General features: G+C 55.1%; 18 protein-coding genes and 3 pseudogenes. 12 read left to right on the forward strand and 9 right to left on the reverse strand.

Annotation, left to right across the window (positions count from 1 at the left end; genetic code table 11):
• Positions 1–9 precede the first annotated feature (9 nt).
• Positions 10–150 carry a hypothetical protein gene (locus GJ631_RS19355; protein WP_156707559.1) on the forward strand — a complete coding sequence of 47 codons (141 nt, stop codon included), beginning with the start codon at positions 10–12 and terminating at the stop codon, positions 148–150.
• 512 nt (positions 151–662) lie between these two features.
• A complete protein-coding gene (locus GJ631_RS02065; protein ID WP_156707560.1) occupies positions 663–860 on the forward strand; it encodes a hypothetical protein in 198 nt (65 codons plus the stop codon).
• Positions 861–1,079: 219 nt separating this feature from the next.
• Here GJ631_RS02065 and GJ631_RS02070 read toward each other — a convergent pair whose 3' ends face one another.
• Entirely contained in the window at positions 1,080–1,883 is an 804-nt protein-coding gene (locus GJ631_RS02070; RefSeq protein ID WP_156707561.1) for a hypothetical protein, read from the reverse strand.
• Positions 1,884–2,655: 772 nt separating this feature from the next.
• On the opposite strand from GJ631_RS02070, the gene GJ631_RS02075 reads away from it, so the two are divergent.
• Both GJ631_RS02075 and GJ631_RS02080 read left to right on the forward strand, forming a co-directional pair.
• Positions 2,656–3,489 (forward strand): aldo/keto reductase, encoded by an 834-nt coding sequence (locus GJ631_RS02075; RefSeq protein ID WP_156707562.1) that lies wholly within the window; start codon positions 2,656–2,658, stop codon positions 3,487–3,489.
• A gap of 177 nt (positions 3,490–3,666) precedes the next feature.
• Positions 3,667–4,332, forward strand: coding sequence for an HD domain-containing protein (locus GJ631_RS02080; RefSeq protein WP_156707563.1), 666 nt, complete (start codon positions 3,667–3,669; stop codon positions 4,330–4,332).
• A gap of 68 nt (positions 4,333–4,400) precedes the next feature.
• Here GJ631_RS02080 and GJ631_RS18875 read toward each other — a convergent pair whose 3' ends face one another.
• Positions 4,401–4,748 (reverse strand): type II toxin-antitoxin system PemK/MazF family toxin, encoded by a 348-nt coding sequence (locus tag GJ631_RS18875; protein ID WP_231753852.1) that lies wholly within the window; start codon positions 4,746–4,748, stop codon positions 4,401–4,403.
• Positions 4,745–5,116 (reverse strand): helix-turn-helix domain-containing protein, encoded by a 372-nt coding sequence (locus tag GJ631_RS02090; protein WP_156707564.1) that lies wholly within the window; start codon positions 5,114–5,116, stop codon positions 4,745–4,747. The genes GJ631_RS18875 and GJ631_RS02090 overlap by 4 nt, the downstream gene beginning before the upstream one ends.
• A gap of 342 nt (positions 5,117–5,458) precedes the next feature.
• Here GJ631_RS02090 and GJ631_RS02095 point away from each other — a divergent pair, with 342 nt between their 5' ends.
• Positions 5,459–6,385, forward strand: a complete 927-nt coding sequence (locus GJ631_RS02095; protein ID WP_156707565.1) for an ArdC-like ssDNA-binding domain-containing protein — start codon at positions 5,459–5,461, stop codon at positions 6,383–6,385.
• A 253-nt stretch (positions 6,386–6,638) separates the two neighbouring features.
• Here the strand turns inward: GJ631_RS02095 and GJ631_RS02100 are convergent, their stop codons facing one another.
• The gene (locus GJ631_RS02100; protein ID WP_156707566.1) at positions 6,639–6,938 is read right to left on the reverse strand and encodes a hypothetical protein; all 300 of its coding nucleotides are present in this window, start codon (positions 6,936–6,938) and stop codon (positions 6,639–6,641) included.
• Between the two features lie 62 nt (positions 6,939–7,000).
• Between GJ631_RS02100 and GJ631_RS18405 the strand changes: the two genes are divergently transcribed.
• From GJ631_RS18405 to GJ631_RS02120, 5 genes and pseudogenes are all read left to right on the forward strand, one after another.
• Complete coding sequence (locus GJ631_RS18405; RefSeq protein ID WP_197424749.1) at positions 7,001–7,144, forward strand: hypothetical protein; 144 nt, start codon at positions 7,001–7,003, stop codon at positions 7,142–7,144.
• Between the two features lie 82 nt (positions 7,145–7,226).
• A pseudogene (locus GJ631_RS19360) lies at positions 7,227–7,349 on the forward strand (DUF955 domain-containing protein); the annotation flags it as partial.
• A gap of 65 nt (positions 7,350–7,414) precedes the next feature.
• Positions 7,415–7,780 (forward strand): MarR family transcriptional regulator, encoded by a 366-nt coding sequence (locus GJ631_RS02110; protein WP_156707567.1) that lies wholly within the window; start codon positions 7,415–7,417, stop codon positions 7,778–7,780.
• Positions 7,770–8,108 carry a hypothetical protein gene (locus GJ631_RS02115; RefSeq protein ID WP_197424719.1) on the forward strand — a complete coding sequence of 113 codons (339 nt, stop codon included), beginning with the start codon at positions 7,770–7,772 and terminating at the stop codon, positions 8,106–8,108. Before GJ631_RS02110 ends, GJ631_RS02115 begins: the two co-directional genes overlap by 11 nt.
• Positions 8,109–8,632: 524 nt before the next feature.
• Complete coding sequence (locus tag GJ631_RS02120; RefSeq protein WP_156707568.1) at positions 8,633–8,881, forward strand: hypothetical protein; 249 nt, start codon at positions 8,633–8,635, stop codon at positions 8,879–8,881.
• Positions 8,882–9,108: 227 nt separating this feature from the next.
• On the opposite strand, the gene GJ631_RS02125 is transcribed toward GJ631_RS02120, so the two are convergent.
• A complete protein-coding gene (locus GJ631_RS02125) occupies positions 9,109–10,473 on the reverse strand; it encodes an alpha/beta fold hydrolase (protein WP_156707569.1) in 1,365 nt (454 codons plus the stop codon).
• Between the two features lie 467 nt (positions 10,474–10,940).
• On the opposite strand from GJ631_RS02125, the pseudogene GJ631_RS19365 reads away from it, so the two are divergent.
• Both GJ631_RS19365 and GJ631_RS02135 read left to right on the forward strand, forming a co-directional pair.
• Positions 10,941–11,213 (forward strand): annotated as a pseudogene (locus GJ631_RS19365) (hypothetical protein); the annotation flags it as partial.
• 91 nt (positions 11,214–11,304) lie between these two features.
• The gene (locus tag GJ631_RS02135; RefSeq protein ID WP_156707570.1) at positions 11,305–11,625 is read left to right on the forward strand and encodes a hypothetical protein; all 321 of its coding nucleotides are present in this window, start codon (positions 11,305–11,307) and stop codon (positions 11,623–11,625) included.
• Positions 11,626–11,643: 18 nt separating this feature from the next.
• Here GJ631_RS02135 and GJ631_RS02140 read toward each other — a convergent pair whose 3' ends face one another.
• The 4 genes and pseudogenes from GJ631_RS02140 to GJ631_RS02155 all read right to left on the reverse strand — a co-directional run bounded on the left by GJ631_RS02140 (position 11,644) and on the right by GJ631_RS02155 (position 15,368).
• On the reverse strand, positions 11,644–12,702 hold the full coding sequence (locus GJ631_RS02140; RefSeq protein WP_156707571.1) for a hypothetical protein: 1,059 nt from the start codon (positions 12,700–12,702) through the stop codon (positions 11,644–11,646).
• Positions 12,702–13,166, reverse strand: a complete 465-nt coding sequence (locus tag GJ631_RS02145; RefSeq protein WP_156707572.1) for a hypothetical protein — start codon at positions 13,164–13,166, stop codon at positions 12,702–12,704. The genes GJ631_RS02140 and GJ631_RS02145 overlap by 1 nt, the downstream gene beginning before the upstream one ends.
• Positions 13,167–13,588: 422 nt before the next feature.
• Positions 13,589–13,783, reverse strand: a pseudogene (locus GJ631_RS19370) (cell division control protein Cdc6); the annotation flags it as partial.
• Between the two features lie 379 nt (positions 13,784–14,162).
• A complete protein-coding gene (locus tag GJ631_RS02155; RefSeq protein WP_156707573.1) occupies positions 14,163–15,368 on the reverse strand; it encodes a Cdc6/Cdc18 family protein in 1,206 nt (401 codons plus the stop codon).
• Positions 15,369–16,076 lie beyond the last annotated feature (708 nt).

Genomic DNA, 16,076 nt, shown 5'->3' on the forward strand with positions numbered 1-16,076 from the left:
TATAGACAGGTGTTTATAAGATATTGGGCATTGCTTCTATCACTGGTCCTCAGGTTTTACTCCGGCCACATCAAGGAATACTCGAGTGACGAAGCACCGACGGGATTGTACATCTGTACCGACTGTGGGCACAGGTGGCGGCGGGACTGAGTACGACGACGGAATGGTCCGTACCGAACGTTATCACCATCGCTCCCTGTAGTTCGAAGTGATGGAGAAAGAGCGGCTTCGAACCCTGATTGGAATCGCGATGGTCAGTCTCGGTCTCGTACAAACTGTGTCGGGCGTTCTGCAGGATAATCTCCCGTTCGCAACTTTCGGATTTCTCTACGCCCTCATTGGCGTTGCATACCTGTGGGCCGAGGTCTATTCGGCTGACCAGTAACGACCACTTCAACGACTCTCCGTCGGGCGTCGATGTCCGACCATGAATGTCCCCAATGTAACGAGCCGATTATGCGGCGTGGCTCATCGGTACACGGTAAAGCCGATTGATTAGGGTTGGAAGGCTCTGTTGAAATCATCAGAAGGTGACAAGTTCTGCCTCGGTGCGGTCAATACAGAGAGTGTATGCATCAGTCGCCCGATGCCTAATATTGTTGATTAGTAGTTTTGGTTCCTAACTAACAGGTTTTATATAATATTCAAAAAAATTTGCAAACATGGATACAGAAGCGTCGCTACTCTCCATACGGCGGTGGCTCATGATCATCTCTCTACTGCTCGTTGTTCAGGTCTACTACAGCGCACAGAGCAATTACTCAGTTCCACCCGGTGGAAACACTATGATACTGGGCCTTCTCGGTCTTGGGTTCGTGGTAGTCGGTTCTCTTGCTTTGTCTTTTTTCGAGAACCAGTAGAGGATGGCGAGTCCTGCTTCGACTGACTTGCGCTGTGTACTCATCACAACTCCTTGAGCAGGTGTGCTGATTGGCAGGAATCCCAGCGGTCAATACGCACTCCTACGTAACGACTGTTTCAGTAAGAGAGGTGTCGAACTAATAGGGTTTCAACAGAGCCGGTTGGAATGAGTCGGTTCCACTACTATTCCGTAGCTAGTCCAGACTCAACCCGTGTTTTCAATCGCTCTCTGCAGTCGTGTTCTCAGCAGCGAGTTCTCGGGCCGTCTCAACCCAGTTGTGTTCCGGGAACGGCGCTGGGCCGACATTGTACGTGTACTGGTAGGTAGTTCCATCATCCTCAAGCGTGATATCGAAGGCGTAGATGATTCCATCGTTGAGGCCGATTCGAAGGGTTCCGTCGCCGGCTGAGGATATATTCGATGCGTTCGGTTGCGTGCCTGTCACCTGATACGTGATGACGGGCACGCCGTGGTGGGTTGTTGTATTGATGGCTTCCCACGTGTACGCCTCAAGTATGTTGGTATGTCGGCCGATGTTCGTCGGTGCGAGGCTACCGTAGTTGGAATCATAGCGATAGTACGCATCAGTGTCGTTGTCATAAACGAACGACTCGTCCGATTCGAACTCCTCTCGTTGGTGCGAGTTCGGGATGCTCTCGGCGGGTTGGAGGAATGCGTAGATACTCCCGTTTCGATAGACTTCGGCGTCATACCAGCGCTCGGCGAGAATTTCCCCCGTTTCGGCGTTGATGTAGTACTCACCCTCAACGATTGGCCGTTCGGGCGGCGCGTCGTACTCTATTGCGTAGGAATCCCAGTGTTCCCGTGGCGTGTGTGAGACGTTGGTATCAGTGCTGTCAAGCGCCGTGAAGTTGATGTGATTTGCGTCCGCCCCCGCAGGATACTGTTGGTCAGGACCCAGTGGGCTGGATCCAGTTGGACCAATCGTAGCAAGTGCAAAGCCAATCACGGCGATAGCCACGACCGCAGCGAGTCCCCCAATCAGATACCGTCGATTCATACGATGGCTACATTCGCCTTTGGGTAAGTACTGTGGAAGACTCAAACCAGTGTTTGTGTGTTAATTAGAATCACACAACGGTCCCGGTGTTCGGTGTGAATTCTACCAGACAGCTATCAGCCTCTGACGCCGGGCGGTGCTGATATCCGAGAGCAACATACGGCGGTCGTGACGAGTGATGAGCGCCTTATCGTCTGTATGTATCGTTGCCGAGGTCACGATGGGGTTCAACGGTCACTTCCCCCTGCTCGCCGTAATCCATCGTCGGCATGATAGTGTCTAGTGAAGGGGGCTGTGAGTAGCAATAACGGAACCCCTCTGCAAAACAGACTACTGCACCGCACTCCTGCGGTGAATTTTTCAAACGGCAGGGAGACGACTCCATCGACATCCCCGAACAACCATGCCCTCCCCAGCTGATTCGTCCCCATCGTCCTCAACTCCAAGAGAATCATCAGCGTCGCCACACAGCCGTCTTCTCGGTACCTGACGATGGCTATCGGTGTGTTCGTATATAGCCCAGCGTATCCGGATTTTCTCTTCACCTCCATCTTGGGATTCGGGTGCTTGTATCTACTGGCGCATAGTCTCCGTCGAATGATTGGTCGTAGGGGATGACGTCTGGGCGGCTATCCGTGAGTTGTTGGTGCCTTAGAGTGAGCGCTCTCGGGAGGGTCGCCAAGCGTCTGTGTTACCACTCAGCTCGCGAAACTCAAGTGCCGATTTCACCATACAAAACGCACTATTTGCTATCAGCTGCATCTGTTCGTAGATGGAATACGTCGAAACTGCTGGTGTGCGAATTCCGAAAATCGGTCTCGGAACATGGCAGAACACCGGGACAGAGTGTACAAAAACGGTGGAAGCAGCTATAGATACTGGATACCGACATATCGACACGGCACAGGCGTACGACAACGAACAAGCGGTGGGTGACGGCATTGCTCAAGCCGACATCGACCGCGAGAGCATCTTCCTGACGACGAAAGTGTGGCGGTCGAATCTTCGATATGAGGACGTGCTCGAATCAGTTCATGAGAGCCTCGACAACCTCCGTGTCGACTACGTCGATTTAGTTCTCATCCATTGGCCACACCCTCGTATTCCCCTTGAGGAGACACTCGAAGCCTTATCCGAACTCCACGACGAGGGCGTCGTCAAGAGTATCGGCGTCAGCAACTTTACGCGGTCACAACTCGAAGACGCACGACGAATTTCGGAACTCCCAATCGTAGCAAATCAAGTCCTCTATCACCCCTATACGGACCAATCAGAACTCCAGCAGTACTGCGCCGCTAACGGGCTTGCACTTACTGCGTACAGCCCCTTGGCTCGAGGGGATGTGCTGTCAGAGGAAATCTTAGAACGTATCGGGCGACAATACGACAAAAGCGCTGCACAGGTCGCGCTCCGCTGGTTGATTCAACAGGAAGGAGTCGTTGCAATCCCGAAAGCTAGCAGTAAAAGTCATCTCGAACAGAATCTCAATGTCTTTGATTTCAGCCTTACTGACGCAGAGATGACGCAAATCGACGACTGCCGTGGCCCACTGACTGTTCAGCTTCGAAATCGCTTACCGTCAGTCGTACGCCACCTTCCAATCTGACCAATCCCGCTGAACAACATCGTGTGCGAGATTTCTATCGGCATGAGCGACAGGTTCTCTATGTTCTGCTGTATTCGATGCCAGTCGCCTACTGAAGGTTTCACCAGCGCCTCATTTTCGACCAAAAAATTTCCATAGCTACTACATCGACTGCGAGAAAACGTCCGCTCCCCTCCAATGGTACACGAATTAGGTCCCCTTGCTCGAGAACTGTCCACACCGTACTACGAAGATGCCCTGCCAGCGCATGATCGCTTCCACGCGAAGCGGGTTCACGATGTCGCGATTCGCTTAGCAGGCGAGTGTGAGGAGACTGTTGACCGGGATGTACTGTCGGCAGCAGCTTGGTTACATGACATTGGCCGGCCACGCGAGCGGACAGGGGCAATCGAGCATCACGGCGAGTGGGCCGCAGACGAAGCAGCCGAACTCCTTGCCGCTGAGTCAGTGCCGACCGATCAACTCAACGCAATCGAGCACTGTCTGCGGGCACACAGTATCCGAGCCTCTTCGCCAGAACCAGAAACGATCGAAGCGAAGCTACTCTTCGACGCGGACAAGCTGGATGCTGTCGGAGCACGTGGACTGGTTCGACTCGCCTGCATCGTTGGTGAACGGTCAGGCCGTACTGGCCAAGGATTCGCTGTGATAGACGATACGTCAGTTACCGAAATAGAGTCTTCAGACAGGCCGGATATCTCGGTCCTGAAAGAGTGGGCCAAAGCACGACTCAATGCCTTGTACACGGCCCCGGGTGAGGAGCTTGGCGCATCTCGGTGGGATTTCATGGAGACGTTTTTCGAGCAATTCGATGCTGAGATCGGGACTGAAGGGCAAAGGTAGTGTATCTCTACTGTAACACGGGTCTCGCTACGGGAAGCGTCTTCCTAACCGCTTTTCGACGGCCTCGGCTACTGGAATTCTTCGACGAGTGCAGCGACCGCTTCCTCGACGAGCGTCCCATCGAGACGGCCCTGCCAGAAGTCGATGTCCTCGCGAGCAATCGACTGGACAGCCCACGGAACGATTCGGCTGTCGTCTGGTGTGCCACCACGAATCCAGCCCGTCTCTGGAATCTCGATGAGCCCGTCTAGCCAAGATTTCGACGTTAGCGTCAGAGCGATGTACTGCTCACCGTGGAATGGGCGACCCTCGTGGTTCGAGAGAATGAGCCACGGCCGAGCGTCGCCCTCACCTTTGAACGGATCAGCACCGTAGACGACATCACCACGCTCGAAGATTGGCGGCCCCTCGGTCACTGTTCGTCCTCAACGCTCGGGTGTGGCTTCTCAGGGGCGTGCTCGCGCCACGCTTCCTTGTCTTCGGTCCCGAGCCGCTCGTTGAACAGGGCGGTCGCCCGCTCGTAGCCGCTGTATTCCTCAAGCCGCTCGGTGTCGTCGGTCACCGCCCAGTACGTCGCCTTATGTTCGACAAGGTCGCGGTTCTTCAACCGCGAGAGCGCGGTGCTGACCGGCCCCTCGTCGACGCCGATCTGGGAGGCGATTTCGCGTGCCTTGAATGCCTGATCGTCATTGGCGGCGAGAAACCCCAGAACCTGGTCGGGGACAGATAGCTCCGCGAGGTCTTCCTCGCTCGTGTTCTCGAAGGTATCTCGGTCGATCGACATCGTTGTGTGAAGGTACGGCAGCCACTGTAAAGAGTGTTCGGCGTGAAAGCTATGAAAATGGTGAAGGAATTATTCACTCATGGCCACGAGATGACCAGCTGTAGCAGTGACATTCTCTCCAGCGTGAGGCCGGGAGTCTCTCGCGGAACGAAATCGACCGATACCCTCACTGGGCGTATTGGCGGTTGAGGTTTCGGTCGCGTTCGACAGCCCGGACATCGGATAGATTCACCCGTTTTCGTCAACCGTCGCGTTCGTATAGACCAAGCCAAGATTTGTATCGCCCCTGACGGGTGCGGGGCGATTCGAATCGGTCCGCGAGCCGTTGTTTCGGTGATTTCCATGGCTACGACCAGTGATGCGTCGGTCTCGTTCACCGAGTCCGACACACGATCCGAGGAGATGCATAGCACGATAGAAGCGTGGGTCGAGGACCTCGTCGCGGCCGTCAACGACGCACAGGCCAGCGAAGCGTTCCAAGCGTGGCTGGATGCCCAGAGCCAGTTTCACGATTACACGTATCGAAACACGCTACTCATCAAACAGCAATGCCCGGAGGCGACACGCGTCGCGGGGTATCGGACGTGGCAGGAGGAGTTCGATCGGCACGTCACAGAGGGCGAGTCAGCCATCTGGATTTGGGCGCCGATCATTGCCCAGCGGTGTCCCGAATGCGAGAATTCGCCATCATACCACGAGCAGATTGACTGTGATTACGACGAGACCGACCCCGAAGAGTGGTCGCGGGGTCTCGTCGGCTTCAATCCCGCGCCCGTCTTCGATATCTCGCAGACAGACGGTGAGCCCCTGCCAGAGCTGGAGACGGAAGCGACGGGCGACGCCGGAACGCTCGTCAGCCAACTCACTGACGCTGCTGCCGCGCTGGATGTAGCGGTCAACGTGGTTGACGACTCGGCGTGGCCGCATCCGGAAGCCAACGGCGTCTGTACGTATCCAGAGCATCCAGACGGGAACCCACAGGTGAAGGTGCGTGATCGGCCGAACGAGGCCGACCTCGCTCGGACGCTCATCCACGAGTACGCCCACGCTCTGTTGCACAGCGATGTCGACGACGAGACGGAACGGGCGAAGCGAGAAGTCGAAGCCGAGAGCGTCGCCTACGTCGTCGGTCGCTACGTCGGGCTGGACACGAGTGGGTCCGCGTTCTATCTGGCCGCTTGGGAATCGGACGACCCATCTGTCGTCCGGGACCGACTTGGACGAATTAGCCGGACGGCAGAGCGGCTTATCGACGTCCTAGAGGACTAGAGCCAGCCGAACCACTGGCCAGTCGTGGAGAAAACATAGTACGGCCGCTGCTGGGCGTCACGATTCGAAATCCTTCGACTACGATGCATGATGGAACACGTAGTCGATCCTCGCGGGGACCGTGAGGAATAATGCGTGAAATGGGCTGTATGTGAGACCCTGAGTCGGATTGAAACACCAAATCCAGCGGCGGCAGAAGTGTGTTGGGCCGCTTTTAATGAATGCCCTCAATAGGTTCGATATGGGCGCTGAGTCACCGCGGGACTACGACTGAGAATACACGAAGCCACTCTCGGATTCGCTCCGGATTCGAATCGGCTTCAGCCACAGCCGCGGGAAGGTCACCCGGTTCGTCGTTCAGCTGGAGTACAGACTCGAAAGCAGCTGGCGTGAGGTCGTCCGCTACGACCACGACCCAGTCAGCGACTTCGGACATGATGTCACTGAGGAAGGCCTCCACATCGACATCTATCGCGACGGCGAGAAAGCCCGGACCGAGTACGTTGCGCCGCCAATGCCGGCCGGCCTTGCCCTTGATCGCGCCGAAGACCATTTATCCAAGAACCTCGAAGGATTCGTCAAGCGGTTTGAATCATGGCACGGAATCAACAGCCGGTGACTGAAGAAGAACTCGAGGAGGCCACTGAGAAGCTCGAGGAGCTCCGTGAAGAAATTCGGGAAGACTTAGCCGCCGATCTAGGCGGAGACCCCGAAGACTATGACGCCACCCGCCGCCCTGTCGCCGATGGCGGCGAGTGATATTGTGAACTACCTGAGGGTCAAGCCTCGAGGCCCTCGCCTTTCTTAGCGAAGTTTGTATCGCCCCCGACGGGTGCGGGGCGATTCAAGTCGGTCCGCGTTCTATCTGGCCGCCTGGGAGTCGGACGATTCATCGGTCGTCCGGGACCGGCTTGGACGAATCAGTCGGACGGCAGAACGGCATATCGACGTGCTGGAAGAGTAGCGCCAGCCGAACCACTGGCCAGTCGTGGAGAAGGGCTTAGTACAATCAGTACATATCGATACATCATGCCGATCAGTGCAGATCGCTTCGAGGAGATTACCGAAGACGATGATGCACCCGCTCCTGGGACGAACGCCGAGGCGATCCTCTCGTTTCTGCGGTCGAACGCCGATCAGGCGTTCACCCAGAGTGAGATTGCTGACGGTACGGATGTCAAACGTGGCTCCGTCGGGCCGACGCTCGTTCGGCTCCGGGAATCGGGACGCATCGACCACCGTGGGCAGTACTGGCGGATTAGCGACCACGAGCGAAGTCTCGATGCTGCAGTTGAGCATAGTGCGGCCGCTGCTGGGCGTCACGAGTCGGAAACCTTCGACTATGATGCGTGGATGGGGCATGCGGTAGACCCGCGCGAGGATCGTGAGCAGTAACACATTCCAGCGAGGCGATGTCTTCTGGGCCCCAGATCCGTTCAGGCAGAACGCAAACCCTCGGCTGTGGCTCGTCCTCGCCGCTGACTCGCTTCCGTATGCTGGCGAGGAGTACATCTGTGCCGCCCTGACGACGAGTAATCTCCCCGAGAACTACGAGATCGGGACGGACTGGATCCGCGGTCGTGACCCGTCGAAGACCTCGTACTGTTCTCCCTGGGTCGTGGCGACGATCAAACACCAAGCCGTTGCCAATCCGCAAGGTGAAGTGACAACGGCGTTCGCAGACCGGATGATCGATGAGTGTACGGCGTACCTCGATTCCTGACCCTCCTTCAGGACATCTCTCCGTTCGTCCGGTGTTCCTGTCCGTTCGAAATATCGGCTCTGTTGAAATCGTCTTCCTTAGACACAGTAGACGGCTCTCCTACCGTGGCCCAAGGATCACTTCGGGGGCGAAGACAGTGAGGTAGAGTAGACCAGTCAACCACAGAATCGCAGCGACACGCAAACCACCTGCTATCCGTCGACGCTCCGTTGGAAGGGATTCAGCGAATCCAGACAGAGCGAATCCAACCGCCATAATAAGCGAACTGATGGAGGACCCATCGCGTAGAACACCATAGTAGATGTAGATACTCAACATAGCGAGCGAGCTGGCAAACATTACGGCCGCCTGGCGTCTTCCAGATGGTTCACTGAAAACAACGGCTTTGATTCTGGAGGGCATCGGATAGTCTACTCCTCCGACAAGGTAAATAGATGTAGTAATATGAACAGTACACTCGATTTCCGTAACAGTGTGAGCACTACCGCGGAACACCTATACGTACCCAATACTCTGTAGCGTGCATGGACAGCGATACCACGGACCTCATCCTCACCCTCTATAACGAGGAAGAAATGAGCGAATACGCTGCGCGGATGCTGCTCGACGACGAAACCATCGATCGTTATAACGACACGCTGGAAGCGGCTGGTCGAATGGCCGGGCATCAAGATGGCGGTAATGGGATGGCTGAGTGGCCCGATGACATCCCGATGCCGTACGGTCATCTCTCTGAAGAGGAGTATTACGTCGAAGGGAATTCACGCCGATAGCTGACATCACGAAAGACGACTAGATCGGTGGAGAGAATCAAGCCGACCGAGTCGTTGCTGACGACAATCCCGACGCTGCTGTCTGTGTTCGTTTGGACTTGGCTGTCGTCAGCTACCACTGCTCGGAAGCTCGTTGAGGAGATTAGGGACCCCCAAAGCTGAGACGCGAACAGCTACTTGCAACGCGCTCAGTCAGTGCTCAAGGGTTCTAAAAGAACAACGCGCAGTTATCGATTCGCCTCGACTCCAAAGTCTTCGGGGGCGAACACATCAGGTAATGGTTCGTCTCGAACCCCACGGATATCGTCCAACACGGGCTTGATGTACGACCGGAACAGCTCCGGGCCTTCAGCCATCGGGAAGTGCCCAATCGCCTTCATTTCGTGTGCCGTCGCCCCCTCACCAATCGCCTCTGCTGCCGCTCGTGCGTCGTCCGGATTGGTCAGGTAATCGTACTCGCCGTTCATGAGATACATCCGCGTCTGGGTCGCGTCGATATCGTCGGCGGACTCCCGGTAATCGTGTTCCACCGAATAGTAGTAGAGATCGCCCTTGAGAACGCCATTGGCGCCCTGTTCGTAGTTGTACAGCGTCTCTCGCCGAGCCCATTCGGGGGAGTGTGGCGCCATCAGCCCCCACGTCGCATACGAATTGACATCGTTCGCGTTGACATGCGGATGGGCAAGCCACCCGATGTAGAAGCCGGGCGTGAACAGACCCGCTTCCAAGCCGATGACCGCGCGGAATCGATCGGGATACCAGTCGGCAAGCTCCATCGTAATCGTCCCCCCCATACTCGAACCGATGAAGACCGGCTCATCGAGTTCGAGGGCGTCGGCAATCGAGACGATTGTCTCGGTGAACCGCTCTCCGGTGAGGTCGTACTGATCGGCCCACCACGACTCACTCGACGGAGGCACCGACTTCCCGTGCTGTGGGAGGTCGTATGCGATGACACGGAAGTGCTCCGTGATCTCGTCGTCGTTGAGCATGTGCCGCCACTGTGAGTTGTTACAGCCAGCCGTGTGCTGACACAGCAGTGGAATCCCATCTTCCGGACCGTTCGTCTCGTAGTAGATCCGGTGTGTGATCCCATCCAACTCGACGTTGACGTACTTGCCAGTGATTTCATCGGTTGGTTCCGATGGCCGGTTCGTCCCTTCCGTTCGTGGCGTTTCACCGTTCTCGGTGGTCCGCATCAAATCCAGCGCCCGCTGGACCGACCGGAAGTTCTGGAAGACCGCCTTGTGGTCGCCGACGATGTCGAAGTATCCCTCTTCGCCCTTGACTGCCGTTCGGTAGAACGAGGCGAACAGTTCGTTGTGGTGAGCTGGTGGGACCTCTTCGACGAAGTGTTCCCATGCCTCTCGTCCCCCGACGATGGTGAATGCCCACGAATCGTCCAGCCCCGGTGTTCGAACGTCCTGTACCGCCCCGTTGTGGAAATCAAGGAGGTGGTTCTCCTCGCCGACCGCGATCACGAAATTCTCATCGAACGCATCGCGGCCCTGCAGCGTCATTTCCGGGTCGTCGTCGACGACGTCTCGGTACTCGTCCCACCACTCCTCGCTCAGAAAGGTTTCTCCTGTCATAGTTGTCTCCCTCGTACTCACGCTTGCAAGCGTGGCTACGAGAGCGAGACGTTTCGCGTGTAATTAGATAACAATTGTGTCAGCGGTGAAATGGGTGGGTGCTGTTAATCTACCCAGTGTGGTAGTTGCTGACGGCGAACACCAATCGAAAGCCCTCGGCGCGGCGGCGGTCGCGACGCCGGATATCCTCGTTACCTCAGATAGCGCCCGCGTAGCGACTGTATGAACGCCGCCGCGTCTCGCCCTTTCAGTCCGCCAACGAGGTGGTCGTGGATTCAGTACGAGCTTCGTGGGGGCTGTCGAGTAGTTTAGCGAGCGGCGAGACACCCCTTACGGCCGTCAAACTATGTGTAAGCGAGTTGGATTTCCCATAGCGTAATTGTCGATTCCGTCGAACACAGCGTCAGGGGTTCTTTTCAAAATACGTTTCCACGGCCAAGAAGCGGCGATGGACGAATTATAAATATCTCCTCGAACGCGGCACCATGCAGCCGGACGATCTACCCGGCACGCATCCTGGTGTCTACCGAGAGGCGGCGGCAGCTGGTATGTTCGGAGAATCGATAGCGGCTGATCTCGCAAATCTCTGGCGCGACCATCGAGCAAAAACATACTATCAGGATGGGCTCGCCTCAGCAGCGCGTGCTGAAGCGATGTACGAGCTCGCCACCGAAATTCATGCATACGTTATTGGGCGGTCCCGACAGGGACACGATGGTATCTGCGGGGACAGTATGTAGCGATTGCGTCCTTGGCAGTCGATGGCAGATTCGTTAACCAACAATTCTATGTATATAGCGAGGTATGTTGGTTAACACGAGGCGACTGCTGATGTCCTACGAACCACCGACCCCACCCGCGGAGCTCCCGACAGACCTCGTCGACACGCTCAACGGATACTCCCCAGACCAACTCCAGCACGTCGCCCACTACGCGGAGACATTGGCTGAACACAAGGAACGTGAGACGCGCCTCGAGGAGGAGTCAGACGACTCCGAGGTCAAAGCGCGACCTGACGACTTGCCGGATGAAGTGCCCACAAAGGCGACGATCACGATCAAAGAAATCAACGACAATCGCTACTACTACTGGCAGTGGCGGGATGGCGACAAAATCCGGTCAAAATACAAAGGACCCGTCAGCCCCGATTAGAATGCCATTTCTTCGGAATTAGACGTTTTCAAACCGCTCAACAATCGAGACAGCCCGTTCAAGTGCCTCACCGACCACGGGACTCCGATTGTCGACGAACAACGCTTCGTCCTGCCAGTGTTTTCCGGATTTATTCTCCCAGACGCCGTAGAGCGTCAGTTTCGGCAACTGAAGGACGCCGAATTGGACCGCGAGAATGTACAGCAGCGTCGTCACTCCCCGCCACGGGACTGTCGTTTTTCGAGGTAAGTCGACCGGGAAGGTGACGTGTTGGGCCCGAAGACCGACGTCCTGAGCGTTGTCGATGAACGCATAGTCGTTGCTAAAGAGCAACACTCGCTTTCGATTACCCTGATCGTACTCGCGATAGGCCTGAATAATCGCTGCGTCGCCTTTCTCAACGTCGCCGTCTTCTCCGGGAACAAGGTCTGTTCGCCGGCGTGAGGCCAACCGGCGAAACTCATACAGTCCCAAGAATCCCTCACGGTTGCTCCCTGCAGGTTGGTTCTGTAACCGAGTAAACTCCTCGCCGAAGGCCGCTGTCAAATCCGCCGTATCGTAGTGGTTGTAGTACCAATCGAGTTCTTTCTTAACGCCTTTCGAGAGTGCATATCCCATCGTCGGCCGTCGATTGGCCCCATCGCGAGACCCTGAAACCGGATCGATATCGAGTGCCTCGGTGAGTCGAAATCCCATCAGATTCGTATCGAGCCCAATCATCACCGGATCGTGGCCCGCCTCAAGATCCGGGTAGCCATGCTGCTGTACAAACTCAGCAATCGCATCAGCGTTTTCCGGGGACACCAACCCACTGCCAACGAAAGCGCGGACGTAGCTGTTCGCGTCAGGCAAGTCATTGTACGCTCTTGGACCGTATTCGAGTTCGATTGTTTCCCGAGCATCCCGATAGGTCACAGCGCCTTTTGTGAAACGGACAGTGGCTTGCCCTGCAGCTTCGAGCTCAATGCGGAGCAGTTCGCCGATGTCGTCGCAGGGATGTTTGACCGGAATCGAGGACACACCGCTGTCATAGAGCGCGTTGAGAAGAGTGACGAGGTGGTCACGCTGGATGTACATTAGACCACCTCCGTGAAATCGACGAGGTCAACGTTCGTTCGCGGGATGTCCGGATAGCACCGGCCGTACGCCGTCGACTGAAGGTGGAGGTAAAAGACGTGATCGGCGCCGTGCTTGAGGCCCGCTTGGAACGCGATTGCCGACATGAATTTCCGACCCGGCGTGATATCTATCGCAACGGTGTCGTCGGTCGTGCCGGTCGCAATGCTGTCGACGAAAAACGAGGCGATAGCTCCGTAGTCGGTTTCAGCCTCTAGCCGGTGCGTATCGACAGTAGCTGTTGTGTCGTAGGTCGCGACGACGTCCTCGAGCAGCGAGACCAACGTCGGCGTTACATGATCAAGACCAGGATTCGTGAGTAGATGGATTTCATCCGGCACGAAGTGGTCGTCGCAGGCTGCAAGCAACGGGTTGACGACCGCCTCGGTCGTGGGACTTGCAATTGTGAGCCAAATCGTCGCCATTCTCTCTGTTGACGCCGCGATAGTATGTGAATCTTCGGCGAATTCGAGACACTGGACTAGTTGAGAACACATCGATAGAGGGGTGTGTCCAAGCCAACTACCGAGGACGAACACATCGATAGAGGGGTGTCCCGACCCAACGACCAATCTCCAGTTGAACAGCCACCAATCGATGTTCCCTGAAACCCTGATTTCGAGACATACGGAGTGTTTTGAGGGAATTTACATATCGATAGAGGGGTGTTTCGGTGACCCTTGAGGTGATTTGGAAATCGCAGATTTTCACTCAACAACCGTGTGTCACGATAACAGCCAAACTGTACACATCGATAGAGGGGTGTGCCGAAACAAAACCGCGACAATGGAGACGGTCCGTTTGATATCCTCTCACGCCTGAGCGGGGGGCTTCCGCTCGCTACGTGTCAGGTTTCGTTGCGGATCTGTGCGTTGACGACTGACTCAACTTCAGATGAGGCAACCATGTCGATTCTAGAGTCTTCACGAAGCGTTTCGAGAATCGTCTCTGGACGCTCACCGAATTGGAACTCAAGAGACGTCCCTGAACCGGGACCGTGGCTCCGACGTTCGAAATTCACCAGCGAGTACCTAGTCAGCTCTGTTTCTCATTCACACCAGATTTCCGGTGAACGATCCATAGTCAATTCTTAGATTATCGCTCCAAAATCTCTACGCGAAAATTGCCATAATTCGACCGCGGACACCAGTTGTTCGGTAAAATACATCGCAGCAAACACGAAGGGGAGACACCACGTTTCCGGTGTAAGTTATCTTGAATAGAGCTAGCAATGCTGTTTACGGGTTTGTGTGTGAATCTATTCCAATTCTACCGTAAAGTGAGGTGAGATCCATACACACCGGGTTTCCGGTGAAAATGAAGCCAGTGTTACAACTGGAGATTGTATCAAAAAGGAAGTACCGCAGACACTGGCCTAGCAAGACAAAAGTTGTAGGATGAAGCCAACAGTCGAGACCTATTCACTCAGAATCAAGGCTTCCCGAGAGGACACTCTGGATGACTTCCGGGTCTTCAAGGAGTTGATGTTCAGTGTAGCTACCTTCAGCACTACCACCGGAGCATCGAGATTGCTCGGTAACATCCAAGAACGCGTGTTCTTTCAGGAGGTCACGAACCCGACGCAACGAAAGTCCCTCGGAGCCCTCCTGTCGGCAAATTTGCTCATATAAATCGTAGATAGCAGTTGTTCTGAATCCCTCTTTTTCGGGCGAATTAAGCGAGAGGATTGTCAATGCTTGTAGTACGTATCGTGAGTGGGGTGTCGAACCTCGAATGAGTTCACGGAACCGATCGGTTTCTGCCTGGTCACGGGCCCGGTCGACGAACTCCTCACGGACGACTTCTGCCTCCTCGGATTGTGCGATCTCGCCGGCGTATCGGAGGATGTCAATTGCCTTGCGTGCATCCCCGTGTTCGCGAGCGGCCAGTGCTGCAGTGCGAGAAATCACGCTCTCGTCTAGAACACCGTCACGGAAGGCATCTCGTCGTGCTTCCATGATATCATTCAGTTGTCCGGCATCGTATGGTGGGAAGACGAACTCACGCTCACAGAGACTACTTTTAACACGCTCGTCCATTCGGTCTTTGTACCGAATCTTGTTGCTGATCCCAATCACGCCGATCTTACAACTCTCGATTTTCCCCGCTTCTCCCGCTCGTGAGAGCTGCATCAGGATGCTGTCGTCCTCGAGTTTGTCGATTTCATCAAGGATAATTAACGCAACGTCGTGCTGCTCATCCAGAATTTTCCAGAGCCGCTTGTAGTACGTCGCGGTACTGATTCCCTTATCTGGGATGTTAACGCCAGTCGTGTCAGGGTCATTGAGTTTGCTAGCGATGGTTTGAACAGCTTGTGTTTCAGTTGTATCTTGTGCACAGTCAACGTAGGCAGTCTTCGCGTTAACGTTCTCCTCGGCAGCAGTTTCGACAAGTCGTGTTGATACGTATTTCGCACACAAAGATTTCCCAGTTCCCGTCTTACCGTAAATGAGAACGTTGCTCGGACTCTGGCCAAAGATAGCCGGATTCACTGCATTCGCAAGTTTACTAATCTCGTCGTCCCGCCCAACGATGCGTCCCTCATCCGGGAGGTGGTTAATTTCTAAGAGTTCCTTGTTCACAAAGATCGGATCTTCCCGGGTGAATAGTTCGTCAGACTGAGACATACTCGTTGACACCGAGTTTCCGGTGAAACGACTTGAAGCTTCCCCCGAGACACACACACCGGGTTTCCGGTGAAACCCGAATTATGAGTGTATCTACTCCAGATGAAAGAGGGGTATCGAGGTATCGGAAAGACGGTTAGAATCGCAACTCAGTACCAAACAGAGCATGTTACGGCCTGTTCAATGGACGGAGTCCATCCATTGGCTTGGCAGATCCCAGCTGAAGAGGTTTCCAGGACTCGTGTTAGGACAGAAACTGTAGAACCAGAGAAAGCAGACGAATGCGAATGTTCACGCCCGCAAGTAGCAAGAGTCGGTTAGATCAACTGAAGCTGGAAGACGACAGCTGTCGTCTTCATTCTTTGCTGACGATGAAGTCAGTGGTCGGTACTCAGGTAATAGTAATAAAACTATGTCAGACGTACATCTAGGAAAGAACAGTTATACAATCGCTACCACAGCGATATACTGCAGGCACAGCGTCTTTTGATAGGCATTTCACCGGAAACGTGGTGTGTGTGTGTGTCGGAGTCGATTCTTAGGACGTCTCAAACTATCATCTTGACCCAACGGGCTTCTTGACTCGATACACCGGAAACGTGGTGTGTCCCTTGGGCCACCAAATCGGCGTGACTCTATTAGCCACGGTGCATAAAACTGCCAATACTGTTGGTTCATCATGAGTTACAGAGTTGGCTCCGGGTATTT

Origin of the sequence: Natronomonas sp. CBA1123 (assembly GCF_009741925.1) — an archaeon.
Lineage (GTDB): Archaea > Halobacteriota > Halobacteria > Halobacteriales > Haloarculaceae > Natronomonas.

What these genes read in the sequence shown, in the direction of transcription:
- GJ631_RS02100 (WP_156707566.1), bottom strand. Translation starts at nt 6,938, where the DNA reads ATGGTCTTCGGCGCGATCAAGGGCAAGGCCGGCCGGCATTGGCGGCGC.
- GJ631_RS02090 (WP_156707564.1), bottom strand. Translation starts at nt 5,116, where the DNA reads ATGTCGATCGACCGAGATACCTTCGAGAACACGAGCGAGGAAGACCTC.
- GJ631_RS02080 (WP_156707563.1), top strand. Translation starts at nt 3,667, where the DNA reads ATGGTACACGAATTAGGTCCCCTTGCTCGAGAACTGTCCACACCGTAC.
- GJ631_RS02065 (WP_156707560.1), top strand. Translation starts at nt 663, where the DNA reads ATGGATACAGAAGCGTCGCTACTCTCCATACGGCGGTGGCTCATGATC.
- GJ631_RS02120 (WP_156707568.1), top strand. Translation starts at nt 8,633, where the DNA reads ATGGACAGCGATACCACGGACCTCATCCTCACCCTCTATAACGAGGAA.
- GJ631_RS02155 (WP_156707573.1), bottom strand. Translation starts at nt 15,368, where the DNA reads ATGTCTCAGTCTGACGAACTATTCACCCGGGAAGATCCGATCTTTGTG.
- GJ631_RS02075 (WP_156707562.1), top strand. Translation starts at nt 2,656, where the DNA reads ATGGAATACGTCGAAACTGCTGGTGTGCGAATTCCGAAAATCGGTCTC.
- GJ631_RS02095 (WP_156707565.1), top strand. Translation starts at nt 5,459, where the DNA reads ATGGCTACGACCAGTGATGCGTCGGTCTCGTTCACCGAGTCCGACACA.
- GJ631_RS02110 (WP_156707567.1), top strand. Translation starts at nt 7,415, where the DNA reads ATGCCGATCAGTGCAGATCGCTTCGAGGAGATTACCGAAGACGATGAT.
- GJ631_RS02145 (WP_156707572.1), bottom strand. Translation starts at nt 13,166, where the DNA reads ATGGCGACGATTTGGCTCACAATTGCAAGTCCCACGACCGAGGCGGTC.
- GJ631_RS02070 (WP_156707561.1), bottom strand. Translation starts at nt 1,883, where the DNA reads ATGAATCGACGGTATCTGATTGGGGGACTCGCTGCGGTCGTGGCTATC.
- GJ631_RS02125 (WP_156707569.1), bottom strand. Translation starts at nt 10,473, where the DNA reads ATGACAGGAGAAACCTTTCTGAGCGAGGAGTGGTGGGACGAGTACCGA.
- GJ631_RS02140 (WP_156707571.1), bottom strand. Translation starts at nt 12,702, where the DNA reads ATGTACATCCAGCGTGACCACCTCGTCACTCTTCTCAACGCGCTCTAT.
- GJ631_RS02135 (WP_156707570.1), top strand. Translation starts at nt 11,305, where the DNA reads ATGTCCTACGAACCACCGACCCCACCCGCGGAGCTCCCGACAGACCTC.